The 21,399-nt window shown below is 40.8% G+C and carries 17 protein-coding genes; 3 read left to right on the forward strand and 14 right to left on the reverse strand.

Going from position 1 to position 21,399, the window contains the following annotated elements; genetic code table 11:
- Positions 1–148 precede the first annotated feature (148 nt).
- Positions 149–1,555, forward strand: coding sequence for a YfcC family protein (locus PASHI_RS10270; RefSeq protein ID WP_062565525.1), 1,407 nt, complete (start codon positions 149–151; stop codon positions 1,553–1,555).
- 88 nt (positions 1,556–1,643) lie between these two features.
- Here the strand turns inward: PASHI_RS10270 and PASHI_RS10275 are convergent, their stop codons facing one another.
- The 8 genes from PASHI_RS10275 to PASHI_RS10310 all read right to left on the reverse strand — a co-directional run bounded on the left by PASHI_RS10275 (position 1,644) and on the right by PASHI_RS10310 (position 10,925).
- Positions 1,644–2,405: a hypothetical protein gene (locus PASHI_RS10275; RefSeq protein ID WP_062565526.1), complete on the reverse strand. Its 762-nt coding sequence runs from the start codon at positions 2,403–2,405 to the stop codon at positions 1,644–1,646.
- Positions 2,406–2,736: 331 nt separating this feature from the next.
- Positions 2,737–3,015, reverse strand: coding sequence for a peptidylprolyl isomerase PpiC (ppiC, locus tag PASHI_RS10280; RefSeq protein ID WP_055021968.1), 279 nt, complete (start codon positions 3,013–3,015; stop codon positions 2,737–2,739).
- A gap of 63 nt (positions 3,016–3,078) precedes the next feature.
- A complete protein-coding gene (locus PASHI_RS10285; protein WP_062565527.1) occupies positions 3,079–3,711 on the reverse strand; it encodes a lysoplasmalogenase in 633 nt (210 codons plus the stop codon).
- Positions 3,712–3,769: 58 nt separating this feature from the next.
- Entirely contained in the window at positions 3,770–4,168 is a 399-nt protein-coding gene (locus PASHI_RS10290) for a thiol-disulfide oxidoreductase DCC family protein (RefSeq protein ID WP_062565528.1), read from the reverse strand.
- Positions 4,169–4,170: 2 nt separating this feature from the next.
- On the reverse strand, positions 4,171–5,193 hold the full coding sequence (locus PASHI_RS10295; protein WP_062565529.1) for a zinc-binding dehydrogenase: 1,023 nt from the start codon (positions 5,191–5,193) through the stop codon (positions 4,171–4,173).
- 13 nt (positions 5,194–5,206) lie between these two features.
- On the reverse strand, positions 5,207–6,613 hold the full coding sequence (locus PASHI_RS10300) for a TolC family protein (RefSeq protein WP_062565530.1): 1,407 nt from the start codon (positions 6,611–6,613) through the stop codon (positions 5,207–5,209).
- Positions 6,606–9,752, reverse strand: coding sequence for an efflux RND transporter permease subunit (locus PASHI_RS10305; RefSeq protein WP_062565531.1), 3,147 nt, complete (start codon positions 9,750–9,752; stop codon positions 6,606–6,608). Before PASHI_RS10305 ends, PASHI_RS10300 begins: the two co-directional genes overlap by 8 nt.
- 6 nt (positions 9,753–9,758) lie before the next feature.
- Positions 9,759–10,925 (reverse strand): efflux RND transporter periplasmic adaptor subunit, encoded by a 1,167-nt coding sequence (locus PASHI_RS10310; RefSeq protein WP_062565532.1) that lies wholly within the window; start codon positions 10,923–10,925, stop codon positions 9,759–9,761.
- A 118-nt stretch (positions 10,926–11,043) separates the two neighbouring features.
- On the opposite strand from PASHI_RS10310, the gene PASHI_RS10315 reads away from it, so the two are divergent.
- Positions 11,044–11,988: a LysR family transcriptional regulator gene (locus tag PASHI_RS10315; protein ID WP_055199166.1), complete on the forward strand. Its 945-nt coding sequence runs from the start codon at positions 11,044–11,046 to the stop codon at positions 11,986–11,988.
- 21 nt (positions 11,989–12,009) lie between these two features.
- Here PASHI_RS10315 and PASHI_RS10320 read toward each other — a convergent pair whose 3' ends face one another.
- The 3 genes from PASHI_RS10320 to PASHI_RS10330 all read right to left on the reverse strand — a co-directional run bounded on the left by PASHI_RS10320 (position 12,010) and on the right by PASHI_RS10330 (position 15,954).
- The gene (locus tag PASHI_RS10320; RefSeq protein WP_062565533.1) at positions 12,010–13,041 is read right to left on the reverse strand and encodes a GGDEF domain-containing protein; all 1,032 of its coding nucleotides are present in this window, start codon (positions 13,039–13,041) and stop codon (positions 12,010–12,012) included.
- A gap of 117 nt (positions 13,042–13,158) precedes the next feature.
- The gene (locus PASHI_RS10325) at positions 13,159–15,012 is read right to left on the reverse strand and encodes a serine hydrolase domain-containing protein (RefSeq protein WP_082710905.1); all 1,854 of its coding nucleotides are present in this window, start codon (positions 15,010–15,012) and stop codon (positions 13,159–13,161) included.
- Between the two features lie 93 nt (positions 15,013–15,105).
- Positions 15,106–15,954 (reverse strand): DUF6279 family lipoprotein, encoded by an 849-nt coding sequence (locus PASHI_RS10330; RefSeq protein WP_062565535.1) that lies wholly within the window; start codon positions 15,952–15,954, stop codon positions 15,106–15,108.
- A 546-nt stretch (positions 15,955–16,500) separates the two neighbouring features.
- Between PASHI_RS10330 and PASHI_RS10335 the strand changes: the two genes are divergently transcribed.
- The gene (locus tag PASHI_RS10335) at positions 16,501–17,223 is read left to right on the forward strand and encodes a tetratricopeptide repeat protein (RefSeq protein WP_054563984.1); all 723 of its coding nucleotides are present in this window, start codon (positions 16,501–16,503) and stop codon (positions 17,221–17,223) included.
- A gap of 21 nt (positions 17,224–17,244) precedes the next feature.
- On the opposite strand, the gene PASHI_RS10340 is transcribed toward PASHI_RS10335, so the two are convergent.
- The 3 genes from PASHI_RS10340 to PASHI_RS10350 form a co-directional block, all read right to left on the reverse strand.
- Positions 17,245–18,597 carry a coniferyl aldehyde dehydrogenase gene (locus PASHI_RS10340; protein ID WP_082710934.1) on the reverse strand — a complete coding sequence of 451 codons (1,353 nt, stop codon included), beginning with the start codon at positions 18,595–18,597 and terminating at the stop codon, positions 17,245–17,247.
- A 191-nt stretch (positions 18,598–18,788) separates the two neighbouring features.
- Entirely contained in the window at positions 18,789–20,219 is a 1,431-nt protein-coding gene (locus PASHI_RS10345) for an SLC13 family permease (protein ID WP_058584394.1), read from the reverse strand.
- 57 nt (positions 20,220–20,276) lie between these two features.
- Entirely contained in the window at positions 20,277–21,236 is a 960-nt protein-coding gene (locus PASHI_RS10350; protein ID WP_062565537.1) for a porin, read from the reverse strand.
- Positions 21,237–21,399 lie beyond the last annotated feature (163 nt).

The following is a 21,399-nucleotide window of genomic DNA, read 5'->3' on the forward strand; positions in this document are numbered from 1 at the left end:
CAAATTAACTTTATAAGGCCAGTTTTCTGGCCTTTTTTGTATCTGAATTATTACAATCATTAACAGTGTGGACATTTTAGAGACAACCTATCAGCTTTTATCATGTTATGATTTCAAGAATTTAACCTAACATAATTACGGAGAATAAATGGGTTTACGTTTTAAAGTTCCACATACCCTGATACTGCTGCTGTGCATGATGGTTGTTGCGCTTATTGCTACTTGGTTAGTACCACAAGGTTTTTTCACTACTACATTAAGTGAATCAGGCCGAGAAATGGTTGTTGCGGGCACCTATCAAACAGTTGCTGAGCGCCATTACTTAACTCCATGGGATTTATTACAAGCCATACCTCGCGCTTTTGCTGCTGCTCAAGATGTTATTTTCTTTGTGTTAATTGTTGGCGGTGTATTAGCTGTTGCACGTGCCACAGGCACTGTTGATGCTCTCATTGGTAGGCTTTTAGAGCGACACGGTAAAAAACCACAACGATTAATCTTTATGGTGGTGTTTTGCTTTGCCTTAGCATCAAGCAGTATTGGTACCGCCGGCGAATATATTCCTTTTGTTATTATTCTTGTAGCGCTTTGTAAGGCAATGCGCCTAGATGCAATGACTGCCGTAGGTATGATAGTCGCAGGTTATGGTATTGGTTATGGTGTTTCGGCATTTAACCCATTTACGGTATTAATCGCACAGCAAATTGCAGGTATTCCTGTTTACTCTGGTCTGTGGTTACGTTTAGCTATATTCATTCCATTTGTGCTCATTGGTTTTCATCATGTTTGGCAATACACCAAAAAGGTAGCGAACGATCCGTCTAAATCGATGATGATTGGCGTGCCTTGCCCACTGGAAAATCAAACAGCAACAAGTTACCCAGCACTTGCCCTGCGCCATAAACTCATTTTAGGCAGCTTTATTATTACCCTTGCAATTGCAGTATGGGGCATCGCAACGAAGGGCTGGTACTTATACGAGCTAGGTGGTGTTTTTATTGCTTGGGGTGTGGTTGTCGCCATTTTAGGCAAACTGTCTGCTGATGAAGCAGCTAACAAATTTATAGAAGGCGTGTCTGATCTTGTTACTACTGCAGTGTTAATTGGTGTAGCACGGGGTATTGCACTAATTTTAGAAGACGGCCAAATCCTGCATAGCCTTGTACATGGCATGTCGTTACCGCTTTCTTATGTATCAGCTGAAATATCTGCAATTGGTATGTTGGTTATTCAAACCCTGCTTAATACCTTTATTCCTTCTGGTTCAGGGCAAGCTTATGTCACCATGCCACTAATGGCGCCACTAGGTGATTTAGTGGGTGTACCAAGGCAAGTCGCCGTGCTTGCTTATCAATTTGGTGATGGCTTTTCAAATATGATCATCCCTACCAATGCCGTACTTATGGGTATTTTAGGCATGGCTGGTGTGCCTTACGGATATTGGTTTAGATTCTGTTTGCCACTACTGATCAAACTAATGGTCGCAGCATCGGTTGTATTGGTATTAGCTGTAATGTTTGGCTATGGCTTAGATGTGCAGCCACAGATAAACTAACTCGTTTGGGTAAAAAAAAAGCGTCAATTGACGCTTTTTTATAATCCTATTAAAATGTTTATTATGTTAACTATGGATTAATTATGTCTTAATTAAACCTTCTTAAACACATTGCTTTAACACGTACATAGTTAAAACCATTACCATAAGCCCTTGAAAAATTGACTTCCCAACTTGATGTTGATAACACCTTACTGCTTGAAATATTAACATTACGTCCCGTACCTAAAAGCCTTAATTCAGGACCACCACTCACTGCAAAATAACCTGAAGGGCAGTTACCTGAAACCGCTCGCCTCATCACACTATAAGACGAGCTAACTGGCACATATCCGCCGACTCTAACCAGTATGCTTTGGTACGTATCGCTCGTATCTACTTCGCAAATAAAGCTTCCGTCAGGATAAATCACCCTAAGCGATGAATTAACAGGGCAAGAGCCATCTAAGACATCTTGTTTAGATGCTAAGCTTGCTTCTAAGTTATCTAAGTCAGATTGAAGAGCTGCAGTTTCTGCTTCTAAAGCTGATATTTGTGAAGCATTCGCATCAACATCACTTTGTAAAACCGCGATATCATTTTCATTCGCTGTTATACGCGCAGATAAATCACTGATATCTTGTTGAATGAGCATTACATCAGCTTCAATGCTAGCAATAGATGCGCCTGTGCTTGCTGCTAAGGCGTCTAAGTCAGCTTTATTTTGATCTATTTGCTCTTGAAGATGCTTAAAAGGAACACCATTTGGTGTTTCTCCATTGCCTTTTCCAGATGGTTCTGCATGTAATTGGGTAACGAGTAAAGTACTCGCAGCCAAAACGGCTAGTTTTAATCTTGATTGAGTATTCATAATATACCTCCATTTAATGATCACTATCGTGCTAGAGGTATATCCAATTACATAAAACTTCATAAGCCACACTCTAGTGGTTTAAAATACACAACATTGTAGGTATGGATTTATCTCTACCAACGAATTAACGTTAGTCACTGTTAACCCAAAAGCACTATTTAGTGGTGTATTTAAAGAAGTCTGACCAAAAAAAAATGTAAACTTAAATATTAAAAAAGTTTACTTTATAGCTAGTTCCAGAAAATGAAAGTTCAATTACTATAAAGTAATGCCTAAAAATTGAATATAAATTAGTATGCCTCACATCAGGAGGCATTCTTATTAGGAATTAAGTTCGGTACAGCACTTTAATTACATGCCAACCAAAGCGCGTTTTCACTAAATGAGGCTCTAAGATTTCGCCGCTGAAAGCTACTTTGTCAAACTGTGGCACCATTTGCCCACGTCTAAATTCCCCCAAGTCGCCGCCTTTTTTACCCGACGGACAAGTTGAATGTTTTTTAGCTAGGGTCTGAAACTTAGCACCTTTTTTTAGTTGCTTGATAATGTCTTCAGCTTGTTCTTTGTGCTTAACAAGAATGTGCAGTGCGTGCGCTGTATTTGCCATGGAAAATCTCGAAAATTAAAACGCGCATATTTTATCACGGCAATCACCACTGAGCCACTGCGGCTATTTATGTTTACTTGTTGCCTGCAAAAATCCTGTCACCAAACAAAATTGCGCAATGTAATACGTTATCATTATTGCGATATCTGCATGGGCTATTTCTAAATAAAAACGATTAAGGCCAAGAATAGAGTCTGATATTACAAACACTGCCCCACCTAACACTAAAAAGCCGTTCGACTTATCCGTCATCCAAGTAAGGCTTGCCATTATGGTAAGTACCAACATATAGAAAAGCACAGGGACGAGCATGTCATTTAAGTTTGGATAGAATAAGCAAAAAACGATGATGGCCAAAAATAGATAAAGAAGTACAACGTCTAGTCGCCAGTTTTTAATTGGCAACATGGTAATGATATAAAAGGTATGGCTTATAAAAAAAGCCGCTAAACCACCTATAAAGAGTTGCCCTGTATCAAGGGCTAGCAACACATCACCTAGTGCTGAAAAACTAAGAGCGAATAATAAAGTAATAAAAGTGCGATTTTGTACCTGACTACGCCTTTTTAACACCATCACAATCAATAGGCCGATTGGTAATGTTTTAAATAGCTCCAAAAAAGGTTGAGGCAATGCTGGCTGTAATAGCAGTAAAGCAATGTAAAACGTACTTAGGGTTAGAAAGAGAATGTTCATATTGTTATTATTGTTGTTTGTTCCCAATAATGAGAATAGCAAGCTTTGCTTTAAATGTTTATAAAAAATGCTGCTTTTGTCTTTCAGTCAGTAACTTACACTGTGTCCGTTTGCCAAAAAAACGATAACGATTACGACCAACCCAATCATACATACGATCGCGAATGCATTTTGGCAGTAGCTTGAAAACGTTAGCCAAAGAGAATGGAAAACCTAGTTGAGTTGCGATAAATAACACAGCATCACTTTGTTTATATAGCTGGTTTTTATCAATGACTAACATTGAGGAAAGTGGATCTTTAACTGCATGAGCCTTTAATAAACGCTCACCTTTATCGCTTTGCATTGGGCATAACTTAAAAGTGATTTGCTTATCAAAGCGAACAATAAACCGCACACAAAAATGGCACAGATTACACTGACCATCAAACAGGATGACTGGGCAGTGAGTTTGCAAAATTAACCGCTTACTTGCACGACTTGTTTACCAGTAAAGCCACCTGCAAGTTGTTTATTTAAAGCTGCTGAAACAGCCTCAGCGTTAAAATCAACGGCATGGATTTGTGGTAGTTTGATCTCACCACGGGCTGCATTATCGAGTAATAAATTTCCCATAAAACTCAGCTTTTGTTGCGCACATAAGCTATTTGCAAGCCATGCACCACCTAAGGATACAATGCCAATATTTGGTGCGCGTCTAAACATCAGTTCTTGTTCAAACTTAGGTAACTCATTTAAACAGGCAATACGGCCACAAAAGCGCATAAGCTCAACGTTACGAACAGTGGTATCACCACCAATACAATCAAGCACTGCATCAAAGCCCTGCGGACCTAATTCACGGCGAATTTTATCTTCAAGTTTTGGGTCTTTGTAGTCAAACACCACATCAGCACCTAATTGCTTAAGTAACTTATGATTGTGTTTGCTAGCAGTGGTAAATACGGTTGCGCCACGTTGCTTAGCAAATTGAATAGCGAATTGGCCAACGCCGCCTGCACCTGCATCAATAAACAGTGAATCCCCTTCGCTTAGCTGCAACTTATCAAGGGCAATTAATGCCGTCATACCTGAACAAGGTAAAGTTGCAGCATCTGCCGGTGATACGTTATCTGGCACAACCGATACCGCATAGTTTGGTACCGTTGTGTATTCAGATAACACACCTTGGTCACCAAGGCTGGCGTGCCATACAACACGTGCACCCACACCAGGGAATACACCTTTATTTGCTTGAACAACCACGCCAACAGCATCATGGCCTAATACATGCGGGTAATGCCATTTACAAAAACCTTGTTTTGCAAAGTTGGCATCACCATGATTTAAGCCCACATATTCAACTTTTATCAAGAGCTCGTTGCCTTCAGGGCTCGGTACTGGCACAGAAAGCTCAGATAACGCAATCGCGTCATTTGGCTCAAGCAGTGCGAGCGCGCGCATTGTTGACGGAAGTTCTGTAGTTTGTTGAATATGTGACATTGAATACTCTGGGTTAAAGGTTGTTTAGTTCAAAGCTCCAGCGACCATTAAACGCTTGATAAGCACTTACTTTGGCCTGTAACGAAGCAATTGTTGAATCAACAGCGTTCTCTTGCGCTATTAAAACATCCTGTCTCGCATCTAACAACTCTAAGTAAGGAATTTGTCCTTCTTGATACATTGCTTGAGCTTGACCAAATGCTTTATTCGCATAATTAAAACGCTGATCAGCATAACTTAACTGTTGCTGCTGTTTGACTAGTCTTTGTAAAGTAAGTTCACTATCGCTAATGGCTTTTAATACTTTACTTTGATAGTCACTGTAAGCGGCTTCACTTAAAAACTGCTGTGCATCACGCTGCGCTAATAATGCAGGATAGCTGAGTAATGACCATTCAACTTTTGGCGTTACTTGCCATTGTTGCACGGTATCTTCTAAGCCATTACTGGTTAAGCTCACCACACCTGCAAACCCTGCCAGACTAATATCTGGCAGTAGTGCTTTTGAGGCGGCAACACTTAGCGAATAAGCCTGACTAAACTGATACAAAGCACTGGTAATATCTGGTCTGAGAGCCATTGCTTCACTGGCTTTAGTAAACGAAACGCTAAATTCGTGGCTGAGTAACTCAGGCTCTTCTATCAAAGTTATGTCGCTTGCAAGTCGACCAGTTAGTACCGCAAGGGTTGCGAGGTCACGATATTGCAAGTAACTAAGCTCAGGAATAAGCGCTTGTTGCTGCTTTAACTGCGCAAGGGTACGGTTAAGATCAAGCTCATTCGCAACCCCCTCTTCTACTCGCGCTTTGAGCACATCTATACTTTGCTCGAGCGCCTCGATTTGCATCTCAATGATAGCTTGCTTTTGCACATTACCTTGATAGCTTACATAGCCTTGCACTACAGCTGAAACCACTTCAACCTGTAATGCTCTTAGCTGCTCTGCTTGGTTTAGTGCACCTGCATTAGCTGCATCCACCAGCGCTGTAATACGGCCAAACAAATCAAGCTGCCAATTAACATTAACCCCTGCGTTTGATTGGCGCGTAATTGCGCCATCTAAGCTGCTGCGCTCTGCGCCTACGCTTAGGCTGCCCTGCGGATAATAATCCGCGCGGGCTGCACCTAAACGGGCAATGGCTGCATCAAGCTGAAGTTGACTGGTTTTTAGGTCGTGATTCATTGCTAATGCATCAGTTACTAAATTGTTTAACTGCGGCGAATCTAAACGGCGCCACCAATTATTTTCGCTCGCACCTTCGTTTTGTTCACCAATTTGTGTATCGCTAACAAATTGTGTCAGGCTCACTTGCTGCTCTTGCATATCGACGCTTTGTGCGCAGCCTGCCAGTGCTCCGGCTAACAGCATTGCACTAACTAGTTTGCCGTGTTTAAAGATTGCATGAAGAGGCTTATGCATCATGTTGCTCCTTCTGCGATTTTTTAGTTACTAACATATAAAACACCGGGGTGAACAATAAGCCAAACACGGTTACACCAATCATGCCTGAGAATACCGCGTTACCCATGGCATGACGCATCTCTGCACCTGCACCAGTTGCTAAAACAAGGGGGACAACACCTGCTGTAAAGGCAATTGACGTCATTAAAATTGGGCGAAGTCTTAAGCGACACGCTTTAATAATGGCTTCAAGGTGAGACAGCCCCGTTTTATGCTGATCTCGTGCAAATTCAACCATCAAGATGGCGTTTTTGCTTGCCAGTGCAACCAGTACGATGAGTGCAATTTGCGTGAAGATGTTGTTGTCATCACCAACAAGCCACACACCTAACAAGGCCGAGAAAATCGTCATAGGCACAATCAAAATAATAGCCAGTGGTAATCTTAAGCTCTCGTATTGGGCAGCAAGTACCATGAACACAAGTAATACAACCAGTGGGAAAACATACACCATGGTATTACCTGCTAATATTTGCTGATACGTTACTTCTGTCCATTCAAACTCGATACCATTTGGTAATGTATCGGCAAGGATTACTTCAATCGCATGCTGTGCTTGGTCTGAGCTATAACCTGGCGCAGGGCTACCATTTAGTTCAGCTGTTGGATAACCGTTATAGTGCATTACACGATCTGGGCCTGTTGTTGGCGTTACCGTTAATACAGAGCCTAATGGCACCATCTCACCCATACGGTTACGTACCTTAAGATTCAAGATTTGATCTGGATCTTGACGGTAATCGGCATCAGCTTGTGCATTAACCTGATAAGTACGACCAAACAAGTTAAAGTCATTGACGTACACAGAACCTAAGTACACTTGTAAGGCATTAAATACTTCATCAAGTGGAATACCTTGAATAAGCGCTTGCTCACGATCGATGTCGATATCCATTTGTGGTACTTGAATTCTAAAGGTTGAGTATAGGCCCATTAACGCAGGGTCTTGTTGTGCTTTAGCAATGGTTGCTTGTAAGCTATTAAAGAGTTCCTCAAAGCCTTTGTTAGCACGGTCTTCAATTTGTAGTTTAAAGCCACCTGTTGTCCCTAAACCTTGAATTGGCGGTGGCGGGAATACCGCAACAAACGCTTCATCAATAGTCGCAAACCTTTGATTTAACTGAGCCGCAATTGCCATTGCTGACATACTCGGATCTTGGCGCTCTTCAAAAGGTGCAAGTGGAGTAAACATAATGCCGCTGTTAGGGCTATTTGTGAAACCATTCACCGATAAACCAGGAAACGATACTGTGTTTGCAACACCCGGTACTTGTAATGCAATTTTTTCCATTTCTTGCACGACTTCTTGAGTTCTATCTAAGCTTGCCGCATCTGGTAACTGTGCAACAGCAACTAAATATTGCTTATCTTGCTGTGGGATAAAACCGCCTGGTACAGCATCGAACAATTTAACTGTGCCACCAACAAGCGCAACATAAGCAACTAATACAATCACACTCATACGAATTAGCTTTTGAACCAGCTTTTCGTAGCCATTGGCGCCTTTATAAAATAAGCGGTTAAAAGGTTTAAATAGCCAATTACCGAATATGCGATTTAATAACTTAGTTAAACGGTCTGGTTTTGCATCATGACCTTTTAGTAACAACGCCGATAACGCAGGCGATAGTGTTAACGAGTTAAATGCTGAGATAACCGTCGAAATTGTAATAGTTAATGCAAATTGCTTATAAAATTGACCAGATAACCCCGTAATAAACGCTGTTGGAATAAATACCGCACACAATACAAGTGCAATGGCAATAATTGGTCCTGTTACTTCGGTCATCGCGACACGGGTTGCTTCAAGTGGCGATAAGCCCTGCTCGATATTACGCTCAACGTTTTCAACCACAACAATGGCATCATCAACAACAATACCAATGGCAAGAACCAAGCCGAATAGCGATAAGGTATTAATCGACACACCCAACCATTGCATAACCGCAAACGTACCAATCAAAGATACAGGTACCGCAATAAGCGGGATAACCGATGCACGCCAAGTTTGTAAGAACACCACTACAACAATAACCACTAACGCAATTGCCTCTAGTAGCGTTTTAATAACAGCATCAATTGAGCCGCGTACGAATACAGTTGGGTCATAAACAATGTCGTATTCAACACCTGCCGGAAAGTCTTTTGATAAACCTTTCATGGTTTCACGCACTTGATCAGAAAGCTCTATCGCATTTGACCCCGGGCGCTGGAATACCGGCATTGCAAGGGCTGGTTGACCATCTAACATCGCTCTTAGTGCATAAGTGTCTTGGCCTAATTCAAGGCGTGCAACATCACTTAAACGTGTAAGCTGACCTTGCTCACCTACTTTGATGATCACATTTTCAAATTCTTCTTTTGAGCTTAAGCGCCCTTTTACATTCATCAGAATTTGAAATTGATTACTTTTCGAAGTTGGTTGTGCACCTAAACTACCCGCAGCTACTTGTTGGTTCTGCGCGCGTAATGCATTTACTACGTCCATGGCTGTTAAGTCACGAGCAGAGAGTGCATCAGGGTTAAGCCAAACACGCATTGAGTATTGACCACCACCAAACATACGAACATCACCCACACCAGGAAGACGTGCAATTTGGTCTTTGATATACAAATCGGCATAGTTGGCTAAGTAAGTTGTATCATGCGTTTTTTCTGGTGAGTATAAATGCACCACCATGGTTAAATCTGGTGATGATTTTTCAGCGACAACACCTAAACGCTGAACTTCTTGCGGTAAGCGTGGTAGCGCACTGTTAACACGGTTTTGTACTTGTACTTGCGCACGATCTAAATCAGTCCCTAATGCAAAGGTAACTGTTAACGTCATACGGCCATCACTGGTTGCTTGCGAAAACATATACAACATGTTTTCAGTACCATTGATTTCTTGCTCAAGCGGCGTCGCCACTGTTTCAGCAATTACCGTTGGGTTTGCACCCGGGTAACTTGCCGTCACAACAACAGTTGGAGGCACTACCTCTGGGTACTCACTCACTGGCAATTGAAATAACGAGATTGCCCCTGCGATGAGAAAGATAAGCGACAGCATCGCTGCAAAGATGGGTCGCTGGATAAAAAAGTGTGAAAATTTCATTTTGACCTACTGTTTAGCAACCAAATCTGAGTGATTATTTGAAAGAGTGAATGCAATTCCATCGCTATTAATAGTGACTGTGTTTGGTGAAATAGGCATACCAGGACCAACACGCGCCGGGCCATTCACAGCAATCACATCATTTTCGTTTAGACCCGATGTAATCGCTCGTAAGCTGCCGTAACGCTCACCCACAGTCACTAATTTATATTCAAGAACATTGCCTTCACCTACGGTAAGTACAAAGCGATTCTTTAAATCAGTCCCAATTGCACGTTCTGGCACGATGACTTTTTCGCTCACTTTATTGGCAGCAAGTTTGATACGAGCAAATGAACCCGCACGTAATTGTTGTTCATCGTTTTCAAACACTGCACGTACACGAAGAGTGCCGGTAGTTTCGTTGATTTGGTTATCAATGAAGTTGATTTTGCCATTGTAGTTAAAGCTGGTTTGACCCACTTTTTGCATCACAACCGCTTGTTCACTTTGCGCTGTCACATCAGCAAATGACCGATTCCACGTACGCTCATCAATATCAAAATAAGCATACATTTGCTGGTTTGAAACAATGCTTGTTAATACGCTTTGACCTGCAAGAACATTGTTACCTTTGGTGATATTCGCACGAGATACAACGCCATCAATTGGCGAACGCACTTGCGTAAATGCTAAATCAAGCTCAGCGGCAGTAAGCTCAGCTTGTAGTGCTAGCAATTGTGCTTCGCGTTGTCTTAGAGTTGATTTACGAGACTCAGCTTGCTCCGTTGAAATCGCTTTTCGCTCTGTTAAGCGATCTGCGCGTTTTGCTTCACTTTTAGCTTGCTCAAGTGCCGCCTTTGCGCTCTCGATTTGCGCTTTTAAGCTATCTACTACGGCAGCAAATGGGCGAGCATCAAGGGTGAAAAGCAAATCGCCTTCTTTTACGCTGTCACCTTCTTTAAAGTTAATTTTATCGATAACACCCGAAACACGCGGCATAAGCGCAACTTCTTGTGGCGCCTCTAAACGCGTTGTATAGGTGTGCCAATTTTGTACCGGCTTAACAAGCACTTGTGCTACATCGATTGGTTGTAATTGCTGTTGCTGCGCTGCTTGATTGGCTTCTGTGCCACATCCTGCAAGCGTTAAGCTCGCAATGGTCACTGCCACTGCAAGAATAGATTTGTTCATCACGACTCTCCTGTTAATAGATTGGAGACAATATTACGGAACTAATTAGCGGATAAAAATGATAGATTTTTAAATTCATTAATGCCAGAATGGCACCAATAAAGTTTAAGGAACTGCTATGGATACCACCAGCCGCTTATTAATGTTGCTTGAAGTGATTGAACGAGGCTCATTTGCCAAAGCCGCAGAGTCTAGAAATATAGACCGCTCTGTCATTTCAAAACAAATTAGCCGTCTTGAAGATGAATTAGGGGTGCGTTTACTTAATCGAACCACGCGCTCTTTTTCGTTGACTGCCGCTGGCGCTGAAATGGTAAAAAAAGCAGCTGAACTCAGAGATTTGTTATCAGATACCGTAAGACTTGCAGAGAATTACCACCAAGAACCCCGTGGTACGTTAAAAATTACCTCATCAAGTATTATCGGTAAGCGTTATATTCAGCCTGTAATTAATGACTTTCAAAAACGTTTTCCGCAAGTTGAAGTAGAGCTTCGTTTAGACGACAGACTGATTGATTTAGTATCAGAGGGCTATGATTTGGCTTTTCGTGTTGGCGAACCAAAAGACTCGTCATTCATTGCTCGTAAAATCGCCCGCAACCGTATGTTACTTTTAGCCTCACCTGAGTTCATCGAAACATACGGTATGCCTAAACATGTTGAAGACTTAAAAGAATTACCTGCTGCTAGCTATTCAAGCCCAAGTAAACGCATTGGAGGTATTCGTTATCGTAATGCCGATGGCGATATTATTGAACAAAATATCAAAAGCGTCTTTCGTGCGAACGATGCCGAAGTACTTTTGATGAAGGCTATCTCAGGCAATGCTTATGTGCTAGCACCGGCTTTTATTCTTGATGATGAAGTTAAGCGTGGCGATCTCGTGCCTATTTTAACCGATATGGAATTACTCGATTACAGTGCGGTGTATGCAGTTTACCCACACAGAGACTTACCAGTAAGAACACGTTTATTCTTTGATGCTATGCGTGAATACATAGGCAAAGATATTCCGGTATGGGAAGCAAACATTCCTGACTTTGACACTATGTACAAAGGCTAACTTGCTAAGCTTGAATAGCCACTAACTCGCTTTATTTTGATTGCTTAATTCATAAGCCGTTACCACTCTATTTCGGCCTTGCTGTTTTGCTTGGTATAGTGCATCGTCAGCACGCTTAATAAAGTTTTTTAGGGTTTGATTTGGCATGTAGCAAGCAACACCAATACTAATAGTCAAATTAATAGCTTGCTCGTCTATGTTGTGGATAGTCGTTGATAACTGCTCGCGCAGCATATCTGCAAATTCATATGCACTTTGCGGGTCGCTGTCAGGTAAAAAAATAGCAAACTCCTCACCACCAATACGAAAAACATAGCCTCTGTTAATGCGCTGCCTGAAGAAACTGGTTACTTCAATTAAAATGCGGTCGCCCACATCGTGGCCGTATTGATCATTAATATTCTTAAAGTAATCAAGGTCTAGCATTAAAATAAACAAACCATTTTTGTTTTTTAGCTCAACTTCAAAATAATGGGTCATCGCTAAGCGGTTACCTGCCCCGGTTAAAGGATCAAGTAAGGCTAAGTTTTCGAGCCGCTTACCGTATTGTGCACGACTATTCTCAAAAGTATGAGACACCGCCCATATACTGATGTAGGTAAACGAAAAATTAAGTAAAAAGTTAACACTATTGAGAGGTTCAAGACTTGGCTTGGTTAATAGAATAACACCTTGTAGCACAGCCACTATCAGCGACAAAACTTTGCCGTATTGTTTACCTAATAACAGATAAAACAAGACCGGTAGTGAGCAAGTCCAAATAAACAACAAACTTTTAATGTCGCTGAGATACGTGCCTAACGTGATGAGTAGCGATAAGAAAACGCACAATGTGAGTGATTGCCAAAGATGACCGTTGCGTTTTCGAGTATAAAAAAAGATATAAAAACAAAACGATGCAAAAACGACTTCTAATGCCCCAAGAACAAAAAAGTCATTAATAAAAAGATTAAAACCAGCGAATATTCCTGCAAGTACACCAAGACAAAAGCCCATCCATTTAAGAACGTTATTTCGTAATGCTTGAGTGCCTCTTAGCGCCCCAATATCCATCAGGTTTCTCGTTATTGTTGTAATTGCCTAATTTTAACGCGAAACAAGTAATATAGGAACAAGTTATTACTAAAAAGTGCATAAAGATGCACTCTATTACAGTGAATATTAAATCAACTAGCCCCAAAGCTTTAGGGGGAACACTCCCCAAATCACTAAAATGACAGACCATTGCAATGTGCAAAACATTGCAAAACCATTCAAGTAATTAATAAGAGGCATTTTTTTATAATTTAATACACGCCATAAACCAAACAACATGGCAAACGGTAAAATTGTCGTTGCTATAGCTAAAATACTACTCGCGGGTGTTACCTCACCAATACGCAAAAATGACTGAGTCAAGAACAATGGCAGTGGAACCAGCAAAAATGTCGTAGCTAAAAAAGGAATCAGTACTTTTCTCATTAAGTTAAAACGGCCTAAAACCAAACAAATAGAGCCGTAAATCAGTATCCATATCAAACCGATTAACCCAAATAATAAACTCAACCACATTGGTACCAGTACCCAAAGACTGGTCTGCTTATATGTTCGAAAACCATCGGTGATTAAGTGTTTACCACCGTCAGAAATATATAGTGCATGAGAAGCTACTCGCTTTGTGTTCTCGCGAAATAAATTACCGCCCACAGGGTGCAAGACTTTCTTGTGCCCCTGAAAGGGTTTAAGTACTAAATCCCCCCCATCCAATGATACAGATGCAAAATGAAGTAATTGGTCAAAATACTCAAAACGTTTCATTCGGGTTGGAGAAAGTGTGTAAAAACCTTGCCATTCATCTACTTTTAATTCTGAGCTTAATGGCGTCAATGGTTTATATTTTTTAATATCAAGGTGATTAATCAACATATCATCAAATTGTTTATAATCAGCTGTTTCGATATCAGCATTAAAAGCTATAAAAAATGCTTTTTGCTCATTTGGGAAATAACAAAAGTTAGTCCGATAACCCAAAGTAGAGCCACTATGACATTTACCTACTACACCATGCCTATCGCGAGTTGTAACTCCAAACGCGTAACCAATGTCCGTTAATTGATTTAAAGCGGCTTCGGTTTTGAAAGGCTTACCCATACTTTTTAACAATGAAGATTCGATAAATACCCGCCCATTTACTTTTCCATCACCCATCAAGAATCTAGCAAACAGTGCCATGTCATTAGCTGTTGTTGTGAATTGTCCTGCAGGCCTTAAATACATAGGAAGTGTGACTTGGCTGACACCATTTTCGAAATAACCCATTGCAAGCATTGGATCGTGAAAAGCCCCCTCTTGTGATACAAATTTAAACGTACTCATGTGCATACCCAGAGGCGCTAGTAATTGTTTATCGAGGTATGCTTCGTAGCGCTCATTAACAACCGCTTCAATCACCATACCAAGTAAAGCATAACCAATGTTAGAGTATGAAAGGCGGCTACCTGGGCGATTTCTTATATGTAATTGATTTGGAGCAATAGTATTTTGTAGGGCTGTATCAGGCTCTGCTTTTGTCGTCAAAAGTTGCCAAAGTCGAATATCTTCGAGACCAGATGTGTGATCAAGCAAGTGTCTAACCCGAACAGGGTTTGTTGAAGCCCAGGAATTCTTAAAATCAATATCAGATAAAATTTCATCAACCGGAGTATCGAGAGACAGTTTACCTTCTGTTACAAGGTGTAATACACCAGTGGCAATAAGCGTTTTAACAATAGAACCACTCTGAACTTTGTTATCAGTCGTCATTTTCGAATCTAAACCTGCGAGCCCTTTCGCCCCTAATTCAATTTCACCTTCTGAAAAGGTTGACCAGACGACCCCAACTAAGGATTCATTATTCAATGCTTGTTCAATTTGAGTAGACAATTCACTTTGTGACGTTAACTTTTTTCCCAGTGCGGGAAAGTGAGACACGAAAGAAGATAAAATCAGTACGATATAGAGTATTTTCACAATTTTTTCATTTTTATTTTTATAGATCAGTCCCAAGGCTTAAAACATAAACCCTACTGTTTTAAATTCTTAGGCTATAGTGGCAAAGCGTATTATGGTTAAAATAAACAACTGAACTCCAGTAGAATTTTAGTCATCGATTAAGTCAGCCACTTCATCAATTAATTCATCAAACTCATCGTGAATATTACGACGTTGTTTTTCGGTTAACGTAGGCTTTAGCTCCAATAGTAAGTTAACGTAGTTATCGAGATTTTTATCATCGGCGGCAACTAACTCATCGCTCATAAAGGCAAAACGATCATTAATAATAACAGCAAGTTGTTGGTTGAAATCTGCTGGTTTTTGTTTTTGCATAAACAGCGTTTTTAATGTATCTAAACGCTTTTGTTTGTATTGCATCCACAGTAAAAATGTACTGACTCGAGTATTTGATGAGTTCTCTATCAGTGTTTGTTGCTGTGCAGATAGCTTGGTACCGAACCACTCTTTATAGTTTTCAAGGTTTTCTTCTAAACGTTCTTTTTTATGTTGCTCAGGCGATTTTTCTTCGTGCTCTTTGTACTCATCGTTAATGTTTTCTTGCAGTGCAGCAACAAACTCAACTCGCTGTTCATATGAAAGAGAGTTTGCTAAATCAATAAGTTCAGGCTCGATTTTATCAACCAGCGTTTGCCAATGCTGCTTTGCTTGTACGAAGTGTGCTTTAAGTTCGTTATGATCAACTTGCTTATCTAACATGGCCTTTAAGCTTTCAAGATCACGTTTGTATAAAGGGAGTTGTGTTTCTCGATGCCAATCGCGGCTGGTTTTGACGATATGCTTAAATTTATCAGCTTGGTCACTGTTGAGGTCAACATAATCATCAATCCAAAACCCTGATAACCAACCTAAGTTATTGTAAGTGAAGCTAGGAGAACACCCAGCAACGGTGAACAACAAACTAAATACGATTAGATACTTTGATAGCTTTTTCATTGTAGTTTTTTCAAATCCTGTTTCAAAACAAAGTAAACATACCACCGAGAACAAATATTCAGCAATAGCAATTAAATGAAATTAATTATCATTTAAGTATTGACGAACAGCTAAACCTAAGTAATAATCGTTATCAACAACTTGGTTGGCTAAACTATTCTCACAGCAACATCATGCTGTTAAAGGCTTTGATGCTGTTTAACCAAGTTAGTTCAAGACGTAACTCTTGATTGTCACCTGTTTCCTCGACCCAAACATAGACATAAAACGTTACACTTTACTTGCTACATTGCTCATATCGGTGACGGTAGATATGACACGAAAAAGCCCGCTACGGGCTTTTTTTATTTCTTTAATTTTTCTGTAAAATCTGTATCTTAAGCCTACTTGTTAATTGCAAAGCTTGCCGCTGTCTATAAATTGGGCATTTGCAGCTGTTGGGTCTAAACTAAAAGTGATGTTTTGCTCAGTGGCTGTTTGGCAATGCATTTTATCAATAGCTCAATGCTTTGTTATTGATACCTAACACACATTTGGAGGCAGACTATGATCAAGCCTAATTTTAAATCACTATTGCTCGCTAGCACGTTAATCTTGTCACCTTTAGCAAATGCCAGTCTTGAAGATGCCCAATTAGCGGCAAATGAAGGTCGTTTTGAAGAAGCGCTTCATGAATTTAATTACCTTGCAGACAGAGGTTATGCCCCTGCAATGTATGAGCTTGCTAAAATGTACGAAGGTGGCTTTGGTGTGCAACGCGACTACCGTAAAGCAGCAGAGTTGTACGAAAAGGCAGTAAAAAAAGTACATGCTGATTCAATGTTTGCATTAGGTGTACTTTATCAAGAAGGTAAAGGTGTCAAACTTGATAAAGAAAAAGCAATTTCATTATATGAAATGGCATCACAAAAAAATCACCCAGCAGCGCAGTTTAATTTAGGGGTTATGTACGCCAATGGTGAAGGGGTAATTCAAGATTACCGCACAGCGCTTAGCTGGTACCAAAAAGCGGCAGCAAATAACTTTACTCTTGCTCAGTTTAATATGGCATTGATGTATTACGAGGGTTTAGGTGTTCCTAAGAATCTCGAGAAATCATACATTTGGAATACCATTGCTGAATACAACGGCAACATGGATGCAAGCCATAGCCGTAAGCTTGATGAGCGCAATATGATGCCTGCAGAAATTGAAGCTGCGAAAGAAAAAGCAGACGCGATTTATGCAAAAATTCAGGCTGGTTTATACGCACCTGATGGGCGTCTATAACAAGCAGTGTACTTGCGCTTATCAGCGCAAGTACATCCATTTTAATAGTTTGATAAGCAACTTATTTTGCTTTAACAACAAGCTGGTACGTGGATTAAATTTACCTGATACTAAGGTATTTCGTGCATGGCTAAAGGTTTTAAAGCCCTCAATACCATGATAGTGCCCCATCCCAGACTCACCAATACCACCAAATGGTAACTGATCGGCTGTTACTTGCATCAATACATCGTTAATTGCCAATGTACCACTTCTGATTGATGCGCTTAATTTGCTGATTTTGTCTTTGTCATGACCCAAAATGTATAAGGCAAGAGGTGATGAATCGGCATTGATGGTGCCAATCACCTGTTGCAGTGATTCATAACTCACAATTGGCAGTAAAGGACCAAAGATCTCATCTTGCATTACCTGCATATCGTCATTTAGTTGCGTTAAAATATGCAAACCCATGCGATGTTTAAGTTCATCGACTTGATGCCCTTCTATTGGCTCAAACACTTGAGCCCCTTTGTCTTTTGCATCATTTAATGTCGCAATTAAACGTTGATATTGTCTATCAGAGACAATAGACGTTAGATTCTTACCTTCAACACCTTGTTTAAAGTGCTTTTTATACAATTCACTAAGTTGCAGAACTAACTGATGCTCAAGCTTTTTAGGTACAAATACATAATCAGGCGCAACACATATTTGCCCTGCGTTATTTAGCTTGCCAAATAACAGAGTTTTTGCAGCCTCTTTGATATTCACATCATCAAGAATCACAACCGGTGATTTACCGCCTAACTCAAGGGTCACTGGGGTGAGGTTTTTACTGGCCGCTTGCATCACTTTACGCCCTACTGATGTTGAGCCAGTAAATAGTAAATGAGCAAAAGGTAAATCACAAAAAGAGGAGGCAGTGTCGGCTTCGCCTTCAACAATAATACAGTGCTCAGCAACGTCACCGTCTATTATTTGCTTAATAACAGCATTAGTATGTGGGGTAAATTCGCTTAGTTTTAACATCACGCGATTACCCGCCGCTAATGCGCTAAGAGCCGGTACTAATGCTAATTGAATTGGGTAATTCCACGGCGCAATAACACCCACGACACCTTTAGGTTGGTAATGAATATGTGCCGATGAAGGCCATAAACTGATACCCACACTGCGTGATTCGTTTCGTGACCATTTAGGTAAGCGCTTTATGGTGTCGGTTAATGATTTTACCGTTGGCAATAAGTCACCCAGTACCGTATCGAACTCGGTACGGTAACCAAAGTCTTTGCTTGTTGCTGCAACTAGGGCTTGCTCATTTTCAATTAGGCGGGATTTAATCGTTTTTAAAAGCTTAATACGCTGATCAATGGCTAAATAAGGCTCTGCCATAAAAGCATCGTTGAGTTTTATAAATTCACTCTGTAATTGTGCGTGTATATCAGTCAAAACATCATCTCTTGATAAACGATTTTAGCCACTATAACTAGCTAAATTTATCTGAGCAACTTTATAAATGTAAAAACAGCGCTCATAGTGAGCGCTGTTATTGGTTGGAATAGGTTGAAAACTTAAAGGCTTAACTAAAAACCAAATACCACTGCGGCAATAGTCATAGTAACTACAGTGATCATCGCAATAGCAATTATGTTCAGTGCAAATCCAGAGCGGATCATATCGCGCATTTGAATTTGCCCAGAGCCGAACACTATTGCATTAGGCGGTGTCGCAACTGGCATCATAAACGCACAGCTACACGCAATAGCCGCTGGAATGACCCATACCAGCGGTGTACCAAATACTGACTCAGCAACAGGGCCTAATAGTGGTAAGAAACCTGCAGCTGTAGCTGTGTTACTAGTGATCTCAGTTAAGAAAGTGATTAAGGTTGCCACTGCTAGAACACTTAACACCAATGGAATTGCACTCGCCCCTTCAATCATGTGAGCAATATACTCAGCTAGGCCAGATGATTTGATTTGCGCAGCCAGTGTTAAGCCACCACCGAATAGAAGCAACACGCCCCACGGTACTTTAGCGGCACTTTCCCAATCAAGAATACGCTCACCATCACCTTTGTTTGCCGGTAACACGAACAACAATAATGCTGCAGCAATAGCAATACCCGTATCAGAGATTTTTAAGCCCGATAAGTCGGCAAGTACAGGTCTGAAGATCCAGCATACTGCCGCTAAAACGAACACGGCTGCTACGCCTTTTTCAGCGCGCTGCATTGCACCAAGCTCTTGTAACTGCGATAAGAATAACGATTTAGTATCTTTACTTGCTGCTTTGGCACAATCGGTATCTACTTTATAAGCAAACTTAGTTAACCAAACCCAACATAAAGCCAGCATAACAGTTGCAAGAGGTACACCTACTTTCATCCACTCAGCAAAGCCAATATCAATTTTGTAGCTGTCTGATAAATACGCAGCCATAAGTGCATTAGGTGGGGTACCAATTAAAGTAGCAATACCACCGATACTTGCACCATAAGCGATTGATAATAACAACGCTTTACCAAATTGATCATTTTCAGGGTTAGACTGTTTAACCAACATAGTAATTGACATAGCAATTGGTAACATCATCACAGCAGTTGCTGTATTTGACATCCACATTGATAAAAATGCCGTTACTAACATCATGGCTAAAATTTGTAGGCTTGGCTTAGTACCAGCACGAAGCATGGTATTGAGTGCAATACGCTTATGTAAACCCCAACGCTCCATCGCGATTGAGATCAAAAAGCCGCCTAAGAATAAAAAGATCAAAGGGTGTGCATAAGGTGACGCGACCCCTTTGATTGCTGCAATGCCAGCAAGAGGTGATATAACCAGTGGCAATAATGAAGTAGCAGGAATAGGCACAACTTCGCTTACCCACCAAGAAGCCATCCAAAATGCAAGGCCTGCGGTACGTAGTGCTGATACACTCATACCCGCTGGTGGATCGATTAAGCAAGTTAATAACATCACTAATGGGCCCAGCAGTAACATTACTGTGCTCATTAATGGGCGTGGCTGTGAGCCATCTTTTGTTTGATTTACTAATGACATACCGACTCCTTAGAACTTGTATTTAAGGCCAATTGCAACGCTGTTGTCTGATTCAAGTTCTAAATCTAAATCAGTATAGAATAAGTATGCTGTGGTTTGTTTATCAAAAACATAGTCTACACCTGCTGTCCATTGTTTACCTTCTTCAGCATGGCGAATTTTTGAGTCGTCTTTAACATATTGCAGCTTAGGTACCCATTTATCGATTGCATAGCTTGCGCTAAGTGCATAGCCATTGCCTTCTTTCGTACCGTCGGTTGATTCGCTACGCTGGAATAAACCCGCTAACTGTAGGTTATCAAGTTTCCATGCTGCAACAACACGGCTCGCTGTTAACTTATTAAGTGCATCAACATGGCTGATAGCAACATAATAGTCTTTAGATTTTAATGCACGGTCACCATAAATAACCGTTGCCGCAAAACCATCTTCATCGTTGCTACTGTCATCTTTTGGTGCATAAGTTAACGCAAGTGATGCGCCACCGTATGTTTTTGAGCTGTAGGTAATGGTATCGCCGATACGGTCTTGACCTGGGATCAACTGAGCAATATCTGCTTGGGTTTCGTTAAAACCGTCTACTTTACCTTCTGAGTATTTAAAACGAGTGTCGTTACGACCTACAACCACTTCACCAAAATCACCTGCAAGGCCTAAGTAAGTATTACGAGCTGAAAATGGCTCGCTGGTATCGTCATGTTCAAAGCCTTTTACTTGAACTTCGTATTTGAATACTGCTTTTAGCGACTCAGTTAGTTTGTGGCTACCTTTAATACCAATACGAGAAAAAGGTGCTTCGATTTGCGTACCTTCATCTGCATAGCGCATAACGCCTGTATCTGTGTTTGCTATTTGAACTTCTGCTTTACCGTATACCGCGTAGTCTGCTGCCATTGCTGAGCCAGCTGTGCTCGCTAAAATCACAGCCGCTGCTACGCGTGTTTTTGTCTGAGTGTATATTGTTGTCATTATGCGCCCCTTATTAGGTTCAAATTGTTGTTCCTAACTGTTAAGGCAAGTTGGTTGCCAACTTAGTTAATTTTAAAAAAGCTGTTAAATAACAGTAAATTAACTTTATTGACGTAAAAGAGGCTGTTTTTTATGGGTGGATATCCACACATTTTTAAAAATG

Origin of the sequence: Pseudoalteromonas shioyasakiensis (assembly GCF_001550135.1) — a bacterium.
Lineage (GTDB): Bacteria > Pseudomonadota > Gammaproteobacteria > Enterobacterales > Alteromonadaceae > Pseudoalteromonas > Pseudoalteromonas shioyasakiensis.